Genomic DNA, 12,770 nt, shown 5'->3' on the forward strand with positions numbered 1-12,770 from the left:
CTTCCTATGTCCAAGGTCCTCACCTCCCTGCCCGCCGGCGAGCGCGTCGGCATCGCCTTCTCGGGCGGCCTCGACACCTCCGTCGCGGTCGCATGGATGCGCGACAAGGGCGCCATCCCGTGCACCTACACCGCCGACATCGGCCAGTACGACGAGCCCGACATCGCCTCGGTGCCCGGCCGCGCCAAGACCTACGGTGCCGAGATCGCGCGCCTGGTCGACTGCCGCGCGGCACTGGTCGAGGAGGGCCTTGCCGCACTCACCTGCGGGGCGTTCCACATCCGCTCCGGCGGCCGCGCCTACTTCAACACCACGCCGCTCGGCCGTGCCGTCACCGGCACCCTCCTCGTCCGGGCGATGCTCGAGGACGACGTCCAGATCTGGGGCGACGGCTCGACCTTCAAGGGCAACGACATCGAGCGGTTCTACCGCTACGGCCTGCTCGCCAACCCGCACCTGCGGATCTACAAGCCCTGGCTGGACACGGACTTCGTGACCGAGCTCGGCGGCCGCAAGGAGATGTCGGAGTGGCTGCTCGCCCACGAGCTGCCCTACCGCGACAGCACCGAGAAGGCGTACTCCACCGACGCCAACATCTGGGGCGCCACCCACGAGGCGAAGACCCTGGAGCACCTGGACACCGGTGTGGAGACCGTCGAGCCGATCATGGGCGTCCGCTTCTGGGACCCCTCGGTCGAGATCGCCACCGAGGACGTCACCATCGGCTTCGACCAGGGCCGCCCGGTGACCATCAACGGCAAGGAGTTCTCCTCCCCCGTCGACCTCGTCATGGAGGCCAACGCCATCGGCGGCCGCCACGGCATGGGCATGTCGGACCAGATCGAGAACCGGATCATCGAGGCCAAGAGCCGCGGCATCTACGAGGCGCCCGGCATGGCCCTGCTGCACGCGGCGTACGAGCGCCTCGTCAACGCGATCCACAACGAGGACACCCTCGCCCAGTACCACAACGAGGGCAGGCGCCTCGGCCGGCTGATGTACGAGGGCCGGTGGCTGGACCCGCAGGCGCTGATGGTCCGTGAGTCCCTGCAGCGCTGGGTGGGCGCGGCCGTCACCGGCGAGGTGACGCTGCGGCTGCGGCGCGGCGAGGACTACTCGCTCCTCGACACCACGGGCCCGGCGTTCAGCTACCACCCGGACAAGCTGTCCATGGAGCGCACCGAGGACTCGGCCTTCGGCCCGGCGGACCGGATCGGCCAGCTCACCATGCGCAACCTCGACATCGCCGACTCCCGCGCCAAGCTGGAGCAGTACGCGGGCCTCGGCCTGATCGGCACCTCCAACCCCGCGATCGGTGCCGCCCAGGCGGCCGCGACCGGGCTGATCGGTTCCATGCCGGAGGGCGGCGCCGAGGCCATCGCCTCCCGCGGCGAGGTCTCCGACGACGACGAGATGCTGGACCGCGCCGCGATGGAGTTCGGCACGGACTGACCCCCGGCTAGACACCCGAGGAAGGCCGGCTCGACGCCCCGCGCGTCGGGCCGGCCTTTCCGCGTGGCATGTCACATCCCGGTGAGCCCTCGCGTCAACGCGGTGACGGACCCGACGAGGAGTGAGGCGCCATGCCCGACGACACCTTCCTGACCGCCCTGACCGGGCGCTTCCACGCCCACGAGGAACAACTGCGGCGCATGGCCCTGCGGATGACCGGTTCACAGGCCGAGGCGGAGGCCGCGCTCACCGCGGCGCGGGCCCGTCTGGAGCGGGAAGACGGATCGGCATGGCTGACGGCGCTGGTAGGACGGGAGTGCGTACGGGGGCTCCAGACGCGCCGAGTGAGGGGACGGGCGGGCGGGGGTGACGGGCCGGGTGAGGATTACAGGTCGGCCCTGGGCGACGGGCCGGGCGAGAGCCGGGTCGGCTCTCTGTGGCTCGCGCTGTTCGTCGTACTGGAGTCCCTCACGGCGGACGAGCGGGTCGTCTACGTCCTGCACGACGTGTTCGGGCTGCCGCCCCACGAGACGGCGCGGATCACCGGCGGCTCCCCCGCGGCGGTGACGCGGCTCGCCCGGCGGGCCCGGGAGCGGATCCGGGGCGGCGGGGCGGTCCGTACCGAGGGGGAAGAGGGGCGGCAGCGGGCGGTCGTGGACCGGTTCCTGGCGGCCGCACGCGCGCGTGACGCCCGTACACTCGCCGCCGTCCTCGACCCGGACGTGATCGCCTGGTCCGAGCGCGGCCCGGTGCACGGCGCCCCGGCCGTCGCCGAGGGGGCGGCCGCGTTCGCGCGGTTCGCGGACGTGACGCGGCCCGCGCTGGTCGAAGGCGCCGTCGGAGCGGTCGCCTTCGTCGCCGGCCGACCGGTCTCGGCGGTGGCGTTCATCCTGCGCGAGGACCGGATCGTCGCCCTCTCCGTCACCACCGGCGAGCACCAGGTACGAGCGCTCGACCTGACCTTTCGCGATCGCTGAGCGCGGAGCTGACCAACCGCGAGCGCCGGCACCAGGATCTGTCCGGTCACCGCGGTCCCAGCCGTGATCGGCCGCGCAGGCCCTAGCCTTGGGGCATGATCATCGATGCGCAGACCCGGGTACGGGTCGCTCGCCCTTCACGGGATCTGGCCGCTGCCGAGCGGTTCTACGTCGACGGGCTCGGGCTCGACGTGTTGTGGCGGAGTACCGAGCGGGTGTCCGGCCATCACGACCTGCTCATGGTCGGGCCGCCGGACGGGAGCTGGCACTTCGAGCTGACCCGTGATCCCGAGCGGCCGCTGGAGCCGGCCCCGACGGTGGACGACCTGTTCGTCGTCTACCTCGGGGCACCCGTCGAGGAGGAGCAGGTGGAGCGGCTGCTCGCCGTCGGCGGCTCGCGGGTGGCCGCGCACAACCCGTACTGGGACGAGTACGGCGTCACCGTCGCCGATCCCGACGGGTACCGGCTCGTCCTGTGCTCCCGCACCTGGGGAAGATGACCTACGCCGCCCGTACCGCCCGCAGGACCACGAACTTGGCGTCGCTCGCGACGAGTTCGCTGTTGCCGAAGATGCGGCGGAGGGTGACGTGGTAGCCGAGGTGCCGGTTGCCGATGACCCACAGCTCTCCGCCGGGCCGCAGCGCGCGCCGCGCGTCCGTGAACATGCGGCGGGCCGTGCGGTCGGTGGTGGCCTGGTGGCTGTGGAACGGCGGATTGTTGAGGACGAGGTCCACGGAGCCGGCGGGCAGGTCGGTGAGCCCGTCGCCGACGATGAACTCGGCCTTGCGTCCGTCGCCCACGTGGGCGCGCCAGTTCTCCTCGGCCGAGGCGACCGCCGGGTACGACTCGTCGGTGAAGATCAGCTCCGCGTCGGGTTCGGAGAGGGCGATGGCGAGACCGACCACGCCGTTGCCGCAGCCGAGGTCGGCGACGCGGGCGCGGCCGAGGCCGCCGGGCAGGTTGGCGAGGAAGAAGCGGGTGCCGACGTCGAGCCGGTCGGCGCAGAAGACACCGGCGTGGTTGGTGACGGTCAGTCCGGGCAGACCGGGCGCGGGGGTGTCCGCCGGGAGGTCGTACCGGTGCGGCCAGGGGTTGGGGCGCGGAGAGGTCGCGGGGTCGGGGGTGGTGTGGATCAGCCGGGCCTTCTTCACCGCGAGCGAGGTGCGGGTGGGGCCGAGGATCCGCTCGAAGAGACGGAGGGTGGAGGTGTGGATCTCCTTGACCATGCCGGTGCCGACGATCACGGTGCCCTCGTGCACGGCGGGGGCGAGCCGGTGCAGCTGGTCCTCCAGGAGCGCGAGGCTCTTGGGGACGCGGACGAGGAGGACGTCGATCCGCTCGGGCGGCGGGTCCTCGGTGGTGAGCAGCAGGACGGCGTCCGGGGCGGCCCCGGCGCGCGCGAGGTTGGCCCGGGTGGCCTGCCCGCCGAGGTACGAGTCGGTGATCTGGACGAGCTCGCCGGTGCCGGCGGCCCGGAGCGCGGTGACGAGGGCTCCCCAGCGGTCGCCGAGGACGGCGACGGTGCCGGACAGGTCGGTACCGCTCTCGGCCAGATGGCCGAGGAGGTATTCGTCGGCCGCGTCCCAGGCGCGCAGCTGGTCGCGCGGGTCCTCGGGAAAGCGGGTCAGCGTGAAGGCGCCATAGGACGTGGTCAAACGGTTCATCGTGCTCTCAGGCTAGCCGGTCGCGGCCGCCGGCTCCCCCTGGCACGTGCGGGTCAGCGCAGGGCGGTGTCGAGCTGGAGGTGCCAGAGGCCGGGGCGACCGGCCAGGGTGACGGTGGAGAGGGGGCGCACATCGACGTTCCAGTAGGTGGCGGGCGGCGCCTTCAGGGCGTACACGAGGGCGGCCCGTACGACGGAGGGTTCCGCGACGGCGACGATGGCGCCGTCGTCGGCGGGGCGGGTGTCGAGCCAGCTCCCTATCCGGGTGATGAAGGCGAGGAGCGGTTCGCCGCCGTGCGGGGCGGTGCGGGCGTCGGTGAGCCAGGCGTCGACGGCGGCCGGTTCGAGGGCGGCGACCTCGGCGAGGGTGAGGCCCCGCCAGCGGCCCATGTCGCAGTCGCGCAGCGCGGGCTGGACGAGCGGCGCGTAGCCGAGGGCGGTGCCGGTGGCGCGGCTGCGCGGGGTCGGGGAGCAGTAGCGCAGTTCGGCCGCGCCGAGCGGGATGAGCGCCGGCGCGGCGAGCTGCACCTCGTACCAGCCGGCCTCGTCCAGTGGCCGGTCGTCGTCGAACCGTTCGGCGAGCAGGGAGGAGCTGCGTGCCGCCGTGACGAGCGTCACCCGAAGACTCATGGCCGCGATCGTGAGGCCGGAGGCTCCGCAGGTCAAGGGGTCATTCACCGGGACGGGAGGGGCCCCGGCTCACTGCCGCCCGAGAGCCATCCACTTGTCCGGATTCCGCAGTGGCAAGAAACCGACCTTCTCGTACACACCGTGCGCGTCGGCGGTGGCGAGCATGATGCGGCCGAGTCCGTGCGGTGCGAGGTGGTCGCGGACGGCGGTGACGAGCGCGGTGCCGAGGCCGGTGCCGCGGGCCGGGCGGTCGACGTAGACGTCGCAGAGCCAGGCGAAGGTGGCGTAGTCGGTGACGACGCGCGCGTAGGCGGCCATCTCGCCGGTCTCGCGGTGGTACGCGCCGAGGTTGAGGGATCCGGCGATGGCGGCGTCCTGCTTCTCCCGAGGTCGGCCGAGGGCCCAGTAGGCGTCCGTGGAGAGCCAGTGGTGGACGCGGGCGGCGTCGATCCGCGCGGGGTCGGCTGAGATCTCGTACGTCCCGTGCATGACGGGGGTTCCTGGGGTCATGCTGTCGCTCATGCCCGCAGGGTTCCAGTGACGCCGGGGCTTGTCAGGTGAATTTGCCCGGACCGGCGCCGGGGGCGCCGGGCGGGGAGCCCCGCCCGGCCCGTCCCGGGCGGTCAGGCGGTGAGCTCGTCGACCGCCGTCCGCAGGCGGCGCACGCCCTCGACGATCTCGGTGGGGCCCGCGACACCCGCGAAACTCAGCCGGATGTGCCCGGCGGGGGGCTCGGCGCAGAAGTAGGGGCGGCCGGGAGTCACGGCGACGCCGGTCCGCAGGGCGGCGGCGACGAGGGCGGCCTCGGGGAGGGCGTCGGGGAGGCGGGGCCAGAGGTGGTAGCCGCCGTAGGGGATGTGGGGCAGGGCGAGCTCGGGCAGATGGCGGGCGACGGCACCGGCCAGCAGGTCCCGGCGGCTCTTGAGCTCCTGGGCGACGGCCCGCAGATGACGGTGCCAGGCGGGCGATCCGACGAGTTCGAGCGCGGCCTCCTGGAGCGGCCGGGGGACGAAGAAGCTGTCGACGACCTGGATGGCGCGCAGACGTTCCAGGACGGGGCCGCGGGCGGCGAGGGCGCCGACCCGCAGGCTGGGCGACGTGGCCTTGGTGAGCGAGCAGACGTGGACGACGACACCGTCGGGGTCCTCGGCGGCGAGCGGGGCGGGGAGCGGCGGCGCGTCCTCGTGGACGAGACGGCGGGCGAAGTCGTCCTCGACGACGAAGGCTCCGGCGGCACGGGCGATACGGACGACCTCGCGGCGCCGCTCCGGCGCGAGCACGGCCCCGGTCGGGTTCTGGAAGAGCGGTTGGCAGACGAAGACCCGGGCCCCGGTGGCGCGGAACGCGGCTTCGAGGAGCTCGGGGCGGACTCCGTCGGCGTCGGCGGGGACGGGGACGGGGCGCAGTCCGGCGGCGCGGGCGACGGCGAGCATGCCCGGGTAGGTGGGCGACTCGACGAGGACGGGGGTGCCGGGCGGGGCGAGGGCACGCAGGGCGGTGGTGATGGCGGGCTGGCCGCCGGCGGTGATGAGCAGATCGGCGGCGGTGACGCTGCCGCCTATCTCGCGGGCGAACCACTCGCGCAGCTCGGGCAGGCCGTCGGTGGGCGGCCTGCCCCAGGCGCCGGGGCGGCGCCCGGCGCGGGCAAGGGCGGCGGCGAGGGCGCGCTGGGGCTGGAGGGAGGGGTGGAGGTAGCCGCCGTTGAACTCGATCACGCCGGGCGGCGGCGCGGAGAGGGTGACGAGGACGCCGGAGGCGTCGACGGAACGGGGGACGAGTTCCGTCGCGGTGTCGGCGCTGAGGGCGACCTCCTGCCACGAGGTGTCCCCAGTGGCGGGGACGGCGGTGCGGGGCTCGGCGCGGAAGGCCCCGGCGCCGGGGCGGGTGACCACGAGCCCTTCGGAGGCGAGCTGGGCGAGGGCGCGGGTGACGGTCACCGGGGAGACGCGGTAGCGCTCGACGAGCACGCGACTCGACGGCAGCTTTCCACCAGGTGAGTAGCGGTTCAGGTCCGCCCTGAGGGAATGCGCCAGTTCCGCGACACTGCTACGCTCGTTCATGACAGCACAGAATAGCGCTACTGCCTCCACGACGATAGCGGTCACCGCCACCCACGGAAGCGCCACCGACGGAAGCGCCACCGCGAGCACCTCCCCCGGGAGCACCACCGGTAGCGCCGCCGACCCGCTCCCCCGCGGCACCCTGCTCGCCGTCCTCGGCGTCGTGTGCTTCTCGCTCACCTTCCCGTCGACCGCCTGGGGCCTGGAGAGCTTCGGCCCCTGGTCGCTGGTGGCCGTGCGCTCCGCGCTCGCCGGCCTCATCGCGGGCACCTTCCTCCTCGTCGGCCGGGTCCCGCTACCGGAGCGGCGCCACTGGGTGGGCCTCGCCGTCGTCGCCGGCGGTGTCGTCATCGGCTTCCCGCTCCTGACGACCCTGGCCCTGCAGACCTCCACCACCTCGCACGCCGCTGTCGTGGTGGGCCTCCTCCCCCTCACCACGGCGACCCTCGCCGCGCTGCGGACCGGCCGGCGACCGTCGCGCACCTTCTGGTTCGCCGCCGTCTCGGGCGCGGTCGTGGTCCTCGGCTTCACGCTCCAGCAGAGCGGTGGGGCCGTGTCGCAGGGCGACCTGTACCTCTTCGGCGCGCTCCTCGTGTGCGCGGCCGGCTACACCGAGGGCGGCCGCCTCGCCCGGCTCATGCCGGGCTGGCAGGTCATCGGCTGGGCCCTGGTCCTGTGCCTGCCGCTGATGCTGGTCGGCTCCGCCGTGGCGCTGTCCCTGGAACCGGTGCACCTGAACGCCCACGGTGTGATCGGCCTGGTCTGGGTCGCCGCCGGTTCCACCTTCTTCGGCCTGTACGTCTGGTACCGGGGCATGGCGTCGATCGGCATCCCCAAGGCGAGCCAGCTCCAGCTCGCTCAGCCGCTCCTGACCCTGTTCTGGTCGGTGTTCCTGCTGGGCGAGACCCTGCCGCTCGCCGCCCCGCTGGCCGCGGTCGCCGTCCTGGTCTGCATCGCGGTGACCCAGCGGGCGAAGAGCTGACGCGACGGATCGGGGTGACCCGGGTCACAATGGCAGTCATAGGCTCCGAAGCAGGACCGCGCGGTGCAGGACAGCGTGGTGCAGGACAGCGCGGAGCTGGACGAAGCGGAGCAGGACAAGCCCGGTCGCGAGGAGGTCACCCCGATGCAGGCGAGCGTGGGCGACAAACTGCTGGTGCACGGCCGGACCGTCGGTCATCACGACCGTACGGCCGAGGTCCTTCAGGTACTGGGGGAGGACGGCACTCCCCCGTACCGCGTGAAGTTCGACGACGACGGACACGAGGCCCTGATGTCGCCGGGCCCCGACACCGTCGTACGCCCTCACCCGGAGGCGGGGGCCCGCTGACCCCTCTCCCTCGGCGGACGGACCCGGGTCGGGTAGTGATCGGCCACCACGGTCGCCATCGCCCCGATCGGGTCCTCCGCGACCTCCTTGGCGGCGAAGAAGCAGTGGCCGCCGACCGACGGGTGCCTGGCGGCGAGTTCCAGGTGGCGTGACAGCTCCTTCGGGTCCTGCCAGGCCTCGGGCTGCGCGGGATCGCCCGCCTTGTAGAGGGCCTCGCCGACGTAGAGGCCGACGCCGGTGCCCCGGACCACCTCGTCCCACCAGGGCAGCAGCTTGGCGTAGTCCGTGCCGGGCTGCCCGATGTGCCAGTACAGCTGCGGCACCACGTGGTCGAGCCAGCCCTCCCGGACCCACTTCCGGCTGTCGGCGTACAGATCGTCGTACGTCTGGATCCCGCCGCTCGTGTCGGAGCCCGCCGGGTCGGTGGCGACGTTCCGCCAGACCGCGAAGGGGCTGATCCCGAAGGCCACGTCCGGCTTCACCTCCTTGATGCGGACGGACATCTCGGAGACCAGCAGATCGATGTTGCGGCGCCGCCAGGACGCCTTGTCGGGGGAGTCCCCGCCGTACCGCTCGTACGCCTCGTCGTCGGCGAACTCCTGCCCGGCCACCGGGTACGGATAGAAGTAGTCGTCCCAGTGCACCGCGTCGATGTCGTAGCGCCGCACGGCGTCCAGCATCGCGTCCTGGACGAAGCGGCGGACCTCGGGCAGCCCCGGGTTGTAGTAGAGCTTCCCGCCGAAGGCCAGCGCCCACTCCGGGTGGACCCGGGCCGGATGGTCGGCGACGAGCCGGGACCGGTCCGTGTGGTTCGCCACTCGGTACGGGTTGAACCAGGCGTGCAGTTCGAGGTCCCGCGCATGGGCCTCCTCGACAGCCGTGGCGAGCGGGTCCCAGCCGGGGTCGCGGCCCTGCGTCCCGGTGAGGCACTCCGCCCACGGCTCGTGCGGCGAAGGCCACAGCGCGTCGGCGCTCGGCCGGACCTGGAGGACCACCGTGTTGAGCCGGCGCTCGACCGCCGTGTCCAGGTGGGCGAGGAGTTCGGCGCGCTGCTCCGCCGCGCTCAGACCGCCGCGGGAGGGCCAGTCTCGATTGGAGATCGTGGCGATCCACACACCGCGGAACGCGTCCCGGCGGGGTGCGCTCCCTCGTACCGGCGCCTCGGACCCGGCCACCGCCGGCGCCGCCGTTCCCGTCATGGCCAGCACCGCCCCGGTCGTTCCCGCCACGAACCCTCTTCTGCCGATAGGCCGCACTTGTACCCCTCGTCTGTCGGATACCTCACATCCACCCGGACAGCATGCCCGCCCCGAGCGATCGATCATCGGTTAATGAGCGGTAACGTCGTGGGGTCGAGGCGGACGCATCGGAATCACACGGGCCCCGCCGCCAGAGAAGAGCGAAAGGCACGAGGTGACGGACTCCATGGCCGACATTGAGCGCGTCGGAGTGGTGGGCTGCGGCCAGATGGGCGCGGGCATCGCAGAGGTGTGTGCCCGGAGCGGCCTTGACGTGAGGGTCGCCGAGACCACCGGCGAGGCGCTGGAGATCGGCCGCACACGGCTCTACAACTCGCTGACGAAGGCCGCCGAACGCGGCAAGCTCAGCGAGGAGGAGCGGGACGCGACGCTCGCTCGCCTCAGCTTCACCACCGACCTGGGCGAGTTCGCCGACCGTGACCTCGTCATCGAGGCGGTCGTGGAGAACGAGCAGGTCAAGACCGAGATCTTCCAGGTGCTCGACCAGGTGATGACCCGGCCCGACGCCATCCTCGCCTCGAACACCTCCTCCATCCCGCTGGTGAAGCTGGCCGTGGCGACCTCCCGCCCCGACCAGGTCATCGGCATCCACTTCTTCAACCCGGCCCCGGTGCAGAAGCTCGTCGAGCTGATCCCGGCCCTCACCACCTCCGAGGGCACGATCAGCCGGGCGCAGGCCTTCGCGGAGAAGACGCTCGGCAAGCACGCGATCCGCGCGCAGGACCGTTCCGGTTTCGTGGTCAACGCGCTGCTCGTGCCGTACCTGCTCTCGGCGATCCGGATGTTCGAGTCGGGTATCGCGAGCCGCGACGACATCGACAACGGCATGGAGTTCGGCTGCGCCCACCCGATGGGCCCGCTGAAGCTCTCGGACCTGATCGGTCTGGACACGATCGCCTCGATCGCCGACTCGATGTACGCGGAGTTCAAGGAGCCGCTGTACGCCGCTCCCCCGCTGCTCCAGCGCATGGTGGACGCGGGCCGGCTCGGCCGGAAGACGGGCTCGGGCTTCTACCCGTACGCCTGATCTCCCGCGCCACCCCGTGATCACCGGACGGCCCGTACACCCGCACAGGTACGGGCCGTCCGGCATTCCCGCGCTCGCGCGCTCGCGCGCCACAGAGCTCCCGCGTTCGTCAGCCGAGGCGCAGGTGGTGGAGCATCAGCAGCCCCGCGGCCATGTTGGCGGCCGGGATCTCGCCCCGGGCGATCAGGTCGGGGATCCGTTTCAGCGGGACCCAGGCCCGCCGGGAGGACTCGAAGGCGTCCTCGGGCGGCCCCGTGTACGTGGCCCGCTCCGCCCAGTAGAGGTGGTGCCGGGCGTCGGTGAGGCCGTTGGACGGCTCGACGGTGAGGAGATGGCGCAGCGGCCCCGGCCGCCAGCCGGTCTCCTCCTCCATCTCGCGGGCGGCGGCCGTCTCGATGTCCTCGCCGTCCTCGACGACACCGGCGGCCAGTTCCCAGCCCCAGCTGTCGGTGATGAAGCGATGGCGCCAGAGCATCAGTACTTCGTCGGCGTCGTTGACGGCGGTCGCGACGGCGACCGGCCGGAGCCGGATCAGATAGTGGTCGAGGTGGCGGCCGTCCGGGAGTTCGACGTCCGCGAGGTTCACCTGGAACCAGCGATTCTCATAGACAGAGCGTTCGCTCAGTTTCGTCCACTGCACGTTCTTGCCACCTTCCGACTGGTCGGTGCTTGATGGGTGGCAATATCGCAGCAGTTCGACGCCTAGAGGGGAACGCGTAGGGCTCCGTCGATGAGAGCCGCCGCCTCCCGGGCCTCGCCTCCGCCGCTCGCGAGGAGATGCTCCCGCACCTGCCGCAGCCGGTCCCGCAGCCGCCGCGACTCCATCCCCCGTGCCCGCTCGGTCATCTCCACGGCCGTACGCGCCGCCCCGTCGGCCTCCCCCTGCCGCAGCTCGATCTGGCACAGCATGGCGAGCCGGTGCACCCGGCCCCGGTCGTGCGAGGGCGTCCCCACCGCCATCGACGCGTGCTCGTGGGCCGCGGTGAGATCACCCAGACTGAGCAGGGCCTCGGCGACCTGCACATTGACGAACCCCGGCTGGACATAGCCCGTCTCGGCCGGCTCGTCCCCCGGACGGATCCGCTCCGCCGCCGCCTCGGCCCGCCGGATACAGGCCAACGCGGCCGCGCCGTCACCCAGACGCGCGTACGCCTTCGCCTGCATCGCCGTCAGATCGGCCGCGAGCGCCGGGGTGATCTGGCGCCCCGCCGCCCGCAGCGCCGCCTCCGCGAACGCCACCGCCTGCCGGTACTCCCCCATGAACAGCGACTGGTTGACGAGGAGCGCGATCACATAGGCCCCGAGCCCCCGGTCCCCGCTCGCCTTCGCGAGCCGCAGCGCCTGGTGGAAGTAGCGCTGGGCGAGACCGTGCGCGTCCGCGTCGTACGCGCAGATGCCCGCCACCGCCACAAGCCCCCCGGTGGCGCGGTGCAACCGCCGTCCGAGGGCGTCGCTGTACGAGCCCCGCAGCAGCGGCGCCGTCTCGGTGGTGAGGAAGCCGACGATCCGGGCGCGGGCCGCGATGCCCCCGGCCTTGCGGTACATCTGCTCGTAGTGGGAGCGGGCGCAGCTGAGCACGGTGATGTCGGCGGACGAGACCGCGGTCCGGCCGGTACGGGAGACGTCCATGTCCTCCGGCGGGTTCTCCCACTCCCACACCGGCATCACCGCCGGGGTACCGGTCACGGCCGGCGCACCGACTATGTGCGGCCGCTGCTGCTCGTCGGAGCGCCACAGGGCGGCCGCCCGCTCCACGAACCCGGAGAGCGGCGAACCGGCGGCGGACAGCGGCCCGTCCGGTACGCCGAGGCCGATGTCGTCCAGGGTCACCTGCCGGTGCAGCCGGGCGGCGAGCACCTCGCAGATCAGGTCCGGCACCTGGCCGCGCGGCCGCTGGCCCTTCAACCAGCGCGCCACGGCGGTGTGTTCGTACCGCAGCACGAGACCCCTGGCCCGGCCGGCCCGGTTCACATGGGCGGCAAGGCCGGCGTGGGAGACGCCCGCTTCGTCGAGCAGGGCATCGAGCAAGGTGTTGGGCTGCATGACCGCTCCGGTCGATCGGTGAACCCAGCGTAGCGGTGGCCGATTTCGCACGGGGTGTGAACCAAGTACCCGTTCTTCCCGTCCGCGTACTCTGCCGCGCTCGTCCCCGTACCGGTTGACTGTGCTTCTCGCCGCAAGGCGACGGCCGGGCCGCCGGCTCCCCCCTCAACAGTGCGGCCGCCCGGTCCGCGTCGCCCGCCCCGCTGATCCGCCCGACACTCCGTGGCGGGGCGGGCCTCGTGGCCGTAGAAGGTGCCGATGGGCTCGCGGCAGGTGACGCACAGGGCGTCGTCCGGGCGGGTCAACTCGTCGTACACCTCGACGGCGT

The 12,770-nt window shown here is 72.6% G+C and carries 13 protein-coding genes; 6 read left to right on the forward strand and 7 right to left on the reverse strand.

Annotation, left to right across the window (positions count from 1 at the left end; translation table 11 throughout):
- The first annotated feature begins 6 nt into the window (after positions 1–6).
- From argG to ABT034_RS18445, 3 genes are all read left to right on the forward strand, one after another.
- Positions 7–1,452 carry an argininosuccinate synthase gene (argG, locus tag ABT034_RS18435; protein ID WP_351216337.1) on the forward strand — a complete coding sequence of 482 codons (1,446 nt, stop codon included), beginning with the start codon at positions 7–9 and terminating at the stop codon, positions 1,450–1,452.
- Between the two features lie 131 nt (positions 1,453–1,583).
- Positions 1,584–2,429 (forward strand): sigma factor-like helix-turn-helix DNA-binding protein, encoded by an 846-nt coding sequence (locus ABT034_RS18440; protein ID WP_351216339.1) that lies wholly within the window; start codon positions 1,584–1,586, stop codon positions 2,427–2,429.
- 95 nt (positions 2,430–2,524) lie between these two features.
- Positions 2,525–2,929, forward strand: a complete 405-nt coding sequence (locus ABT034_RS18445) for a VOC family protein (protein WP_351216341.1) — start codon at positions 2,525–2,527, stop codon at positions 2,927–2,929.
- 1 nt (position 2,930) lies between these two features.
- On the opposite strand, the gene ABT034_RS18450 is transcribed toward ABT034_RS18445, so the two are convergent.
- The 4 genes from ABT034_RS18450 to ABT034_RS18465 form a co-directional block, all read right to left on the reverse strand.
- Positions 2,931–4,094, reverse strand: coding sequence for a methyltransferase (locus ABT034_RS18450; protein WP_351216343.1), 1,164 nt, complete (start codon positions 4,092–4,094; stop codon positions 2,931–2,933).
- Positions 4,095–4,147: 53 nt separating this feature from the next.
- Complete coding sequence (locus ABT034_RS18455; protein WP_351216345.1) at positions 4,148–4,723, reverse strand: histidine phosphatase family protein; 576 nt, start codon at positions 4,721–4,723, stop codon at positions 4,148–4,150.
- 69 nt (positions 4,724–4,792) lie between these two features.
- Positions 4,793–5,245, reverse strand: coding sequence for a GNAT family N-acetyltransferase (locus ABT034_RS18460; protein ID WP_351216347.1), 453 nt, complete (start codon positions 5,243–5,245; stop codon positions 4,793–4,795).
- Positions 5,246–5,346: 101 nt separating this feature from the next.
- Entirely contained in the window at positions 5,347–6,783 is a 1,437-nt protein-coding gene (locus ABT034_RS18465) for an aminotransferase-like domain-containing protein (protein WP_351216349.1), read from the reverse strand.
- Here ABT034_RS18465 and ABT034_RS18470 point away from each other — a divergent pair.
- The gene (locus ABT034_RS18470) at positions 6,782–7,765 is read left to right on the forward strand and encodes a DMT family transporter (RefSeq protein ID WP_351216351.1); all 984 of its coding nucleotides are present in this window, start codon (positions 6,782–6,784) and stop codon (positions 7,763–7,765) included. The genes ABT034_RS18465 and ABT034_RS18470 overlap by 2 nt on opposite strands.
- A 144-nt stretch (positions 7,766–7,909) precedes the next feature.
- Entirely contained in the window at positions 7,910–8,113 is a 204-nt protein-coding gene (locus ABT034_RS18475) for a DUF1918 domain-containing protein (RefSeq protein WP_351216368.1), read from the forward strand.
- Here the strand turns inward: ABT034_RS18475 and ABT034_RS18480 are convergent.
- On the reverse strand, positions 8,089–9,369 hold the full coding sequence (locus tag ABT034_RS18480) for a glycoside hydrolase family 10-like protein (protein WP_502972970.1): 1,281 nt from the start codon (positions 9,367–9,369) through the stop codon (positions 8,089–8,091). The genes ABT034_RS18475 and ABT034_RS18480 overlap by 25 nt on opposite strands.
- A 169-nt stretch (positions 9,370–9,538) precedes the next feature.
- On the opposite strand from ABT034_RS18480, the gene ABT034_RS18485 reads away from it, so the two are divergent.
- Positions 9,539–10,399, forward strand: a complete 861-nt coding sequence (locus ABT034_RS18485) for a 3-hydroxybutyryl-CoA dehydrogenase (protein ID WP_351216355.1) — start codon at positions 9,539–9,541, stop codon at positions 10,397–10,399.
- Positions 10,400–10,508: 109 nt separating this feature from the next.
- Here ABT034_RS18485 and ABT034_RS18490 read toward each other — a convergent pair whose 3' ends face one another.
- Together ABT034_RS18490 and ABT034_RS18495 are read right to left on the reverse strand one after the other, a co-directional pair.
- Complete coding sequence (locus ABT034_RS18490; protein ID WP_351216357.1) at positions 10,509–11,039, reverse strand: NUDIX hydrolase; 531 nt, start codon at positions 11,037–11,039, stop codon at positions 10,509–10,511.
- 62 nt (positions 11,040–11,101) lie between these two features.
- Positions 11,102–12,442: an NsdA family TPR-like regulatory protein gene (locus ABT034_RS18495; protein ID WP_351216359.1), complete on the reverse strand. Its 1,341-nt coding sequence runs from the start codon at positions 12,440–12,442 to the stop codon at positions 11,102–11,104.
- Positions 12,443–12,770 lie beyond the last annotated feature (328 nt).

The sequence above is a fragment of the Streptomyces sp. NPDC002773 genome, from assembly GCF_040295605.1.
Taxonomy (GTDB): Bacteria; Actinomycetota; Actinomycetes; order Streptomycetales; family Streptomycetaceae; genus Streptomyces.